Genomic DNA, 3,810 nt, shown 5'->3' on the forward strand with positions numbered 1-3,810 from the left:
GAAAAATAAATGGTTATAATAAGAGATGTGGAAAGGAAATCCCTTCCGTAAATTTATGTAAGCTAGGAGGAACACAACAATGAAAAAAGTATTGGCACTGATGCTGGCAGTTGTCATGTGTTTCGGCATGGCTTCTGTAGCCTTCGGTATCGATGTGGATTATGACATCCATCACTTTAGCATTCTGGGCAGCGATGGCAAAACCATTGATGTGGACGCAGGCGGCAATGTCGCTTACGTAGCGGGAGACACCTTCTATGTTATCCCCTATGCAAATGATCAGGCTGACAGCAACATCGAGATCACTAAAGCCCAGGTAACTCAAGGTTCTACCACTGTTTATACCCCGGCATTTTTCTTCGATGACGAGGGTAACAATCCCACCAATGTGTGGATGGTTCAGATGAAGACCAAAGACATCGCGGCGGTCAAAGACTATGACATGGTTCTCCATGTAGAGGGTAAAGACGCTGCGGGAAACAAATATGTCGGCGATTTGACTTTAATTGTGAAAGATACTGGCATTATCGATGAGAACGATATCAACAAAGCAAGAATTGATGGCGACTTTGAAGTAGCTACCCAGGGCCGTTATGTCGTTTCCGCGGAAGCCTTTAAAGCAATCAAATCCGGCGAGACTTTTGCATTCCCCTATAGCGGATACACTTTGAATGTAGGTACTGGGATCAGCAATGCACTGAACTTCCGTGCCTCCACCGAAAAGATTGACAAATTGGTAGAAAAATATGGCGCGGATAAGATTCTGGGCTTCCTGGATTTCAAGGACAAGAATGACCTCCCTGTAGAGATTGGCGTAGAGATGGAGTGCACCGAGTACTCTTCTACACATACAACCAATAAAGCCTATGTCTACAGAATTGAAGGCGACAAGCTGGTTTTGGTGACTGACAATGCCAAGTATGATGCGGCAAGAGATGTCGTTACCTTTAAGACCAACAAATTGGGTAGCTTGGTAATCTCTGCAGCGCCTCTGACAGACAGCGCTTCTACCACAACTCCTACTACCACCACTACTACTAACAATAGTGGCAATGCAGGTACCACAACTTCTAACAAAAACAACCCAGGTACCGGCGCCAATGATTTAATTGGTCTGGCAGTTGCAGGTGCGGTCGTTGCAACAGCGGCTGGATTTGTAGCAATGAAAAAATAATTGGATAAAAAATAACAAAAAATATGGGAAGACCTTTGGCCTTCCCATATTTTTTGTTATTTTAAGGATTAATATTTCAAATTAAATGATTTAAATATTAGATAAAATGCTTAAAATATCGGATAATTTGAGCGATAATTTGCAAAATTGTAACAAAATAATATCAGAGTTATATTGAAAATAAGAAAAATAAGCATTATAATAAAACCTACAAGAGCATTCTTGGATATTTTTTAAGGAGGTATCATTATGAAAAAAATGCTAGCCATTATCCTTGCTGTTGCCATGTGTGTAGGAATGGCTACCGTATCCTTTGGTATCAATGTGGATTATACCATTGACCATTTTAGCATCTTAGGCAGTGATGGTGAAATGATCGATGTCGATGCCGGGGGTAATGTCGCTTATGTAAACGGGGACACCTTCTATGTCATTCCTTATGCGAATGACCAGGCAGACAGCAACATTGAGATCACCAGTGCGGAGATCACTCAAGGCTCCACCACAGTGTATACTCCTGCCTTCTATTTTGACGATGAAGGGAATAATCCAACCAATGTTTGGATGGTTCAGATGAAGACCCAGGATATTGCAGCGGTCAAAGATTACGACACTGTGCTGCATGTCGAAGGCGTTGATGCTGATGGCAACACCTATTCTGGTGATTTGACCTTGGTAGTCAAAGACTATGGTACAATTGATGCAAATGACATCAATACCGCACGTATCAATGACACCGATGTTGATACCCTGGATGACGATGGAAACTACAGATATGTTGTTTCCGCTGATGCTTTCGAGGCCATCAATTCTGGCGAAACTTTTGCGTTCCCCTATGATGGTTATACCTTACACATTGGCTCCGGTATCAGCAATGCGCTGAACTTCCGTGCATCTACCGAGAGAATTGATAATCTGGTGGAAAGGTACGGCGAGGATAAGATTCTGGGCTTCCTGGACTTCAAGGACAAGAATGATCTGCCGGTCAGCATTACGGTAGAGATGGAGTGCACTGAGTATTCCAGCACCCATGTGACTAATCAGGCTTATGTCTATCGGGTAGAGGGAGACGGCCTGACCCTGGTAACCGATAATGCCACCTATGACTCTTCCAGATCGACCGTTACCTTTGAGACTAATAAGCTGGGTAGTTTGGTCATTTCTGCAGAGCCTCTAACTGATGAAACTACTGGTGAGACCACAACAGACACTTCTACCGATAGCTCTACAACAACTACCGATTCTGACAAAGCGAATCCTGACACAGGTGCTAACGATGTAATCGGTCTTGCGGTAGCTGGTGCAGTTGTCGCAGCGGCGGCTGGCTTTGTGGCACTGAAAAAGAAATAATATAATTTTTTAGTATGGGATCTATGAAAGGGAGCGAAAGACGGACTACCGTCTTTCGCTCCCTTTTTAGTGGATTGTTAAGATTTATGTCATTGTATCCAGGCAGAATGCGGAGTATAATGAAGAAAAAAGAGAAGGGATGGTGCGGCCATGAAAGGGAAGATTGCTGTGTTGCTTGTGGCGGCACTTTTGCTTATTGTGACGATTGTGCCGGTAATGGCTATCACAGTGGAGCAGGATATGTACCTGCTTTATAAAACTGATGAAAGGGTGGACGAGAGCGGCAATGAATACGTAGATCTAATCTTTTGCTATGTAGATGAGTCCAGTGATGATGTAAGACTTCGTACCTTCGATCGGAAAGAGCCGATGAACAGCGCGGAGCCTGGGGATATTGTCCATGCTGATGTAATTTTTGGCAGAAGCGGATGTGAAGCAAGGGCTTTCTTTGATGAGGATCGGGGTTACTGGGTTGTCCGGCTGACCATAACCAATGCGACGGCGCTGGAGAATATTCCAACCTTTGAGTTACAAGTGAGTGCTACCCGTACGGTGGAAACTGCCTATGGTGGGATCACAAGGGAGAAATATGTATTCGATGATATTCAGATGACCGAGCTGAATCAAAGCAATGGGATTACCAGCGGGCAAGTTCTACAGGCGCTGAGCAATAACAATGGGGTGATGGAAAATCCCGATTGCGCCAACATTACGGCAGAAGGGATGAAAGCCGCTTTGGGCAAGGATATTGAGTTTTCCTTTGACGGGTATTCAGTGGCCTTTCATAACAGCCAAATCCAGGATGAAATCAATCTTTTTGCCGTTAAAAAAAGTATTACCCCTGTCAGCGAGCATTATAATACTGATGGTGTTTTATCCACCATTATGTTCTGGGATACACGGGATCTAGCTTCACCAGCTACCATTTCGGTGGAGATGGATGAGTTTTCTGATTATAGAGAAAGTCACGCTTATGTTTACCGCTATGAAAACGGGAGACTGGTTCTTTACACCGATCAGGCCGAGTATTCTCCTGAAATGAGCCATGTATCCTTTACTACAGATAAGCTGGGCTCCTTTATTATTTCCTCCAAGCCATTGGAAGAATTGCCTATTATCGACGCTGGAGACGGCACCTCGGAGGGATATAGCTCTCCAGAAGAATATCTGGTTTCCCAGGCGTTGGATGCAATAGGCAGGGCATTTTATATCTATGACGCCTATATTCCGACCACAACTCAGCAGTCATAAAATAAAAAGGACCAGCCAGATGGCTGGTCCTTTTT

3 protein-coding genes are annotated in these 3,810 nt (G+C 44.0%); all 3 read left to right on the forward strand.

Annotated elements, in window-relative coordinates:
- Positions 1-79 precede the first annotated feature (79 nt).
- The 3 genes from ACZ25G_RS07075 (at position 80) to ACZ25G_RS07085 (ending at position 3,775) form a co-directional block, all read left to right on the forward strand.
- On the forward strand, positions 80-1,174 hold the full coding sequence (locus ACZ25G_RS07075; RefSeq protein ID WP_463681984.1) for a hypothetical protein: 1,095 nt from the start codon (positions 80-82) through the stop codon (positions 1,172-1,174).
- A 249-nt stretch (positions 1,175-1,423) separates the two neighbouring features.
- Positions 1,424-2,524, forward strand: coding sequence for an LPXTG cell wall anchor domain-containing protein (locus ACZ25G_RS07080; RefSeq protein WP_463681985.1), 1,101 nt, complete (start codon positions 1,424-1,426; stop codon positions 2,522-2,524).
- Between the two features lie 150 nt (positions 2,525-2,674).
- Positions 2,675-3,775 (forward strand): hypothetical protein, encoded by a 1,101-nt coding sequence (locus tag ACZ25G_RS07085; RefSeq protein ID WP_342682774.1) that lies wholly within the window; start codon positions 2,675-2,677, stop codon positions 3,773-3,775.
- The last annotated feature ends 35 nt before the right edge of the window (positions 3,776-3,810 follow it).

This window comes from Zongyangia sp. (assembly GCF_965361945.1).

Excerpts from the sequence above, each read along its gene's own strand:
- ACZ25G_RS07075 (WP_463681984.1), top strand. The coding sequence starts at position 80 with ATGAAAAAAGTATTGGCACTGATGCTGGCAGTTGTCATGTGTTTCGGC.
- ACZ25G_RS07080 (WP_463681985.1), top strand. The coding sequence starts at position 1,424 with ATGAAAAAAATGCTAGCCATTATCCTTGCTGTTGCCATGTGTGTAGGA.
- ACZ25G_RS07085 (WP_342682774.1), top strand. The coding sequence starts at position 2,675 with ATGAAAGGGAAGATTGCTGTGTTGCTTGTGGCGGCACTTTTGCTTATT.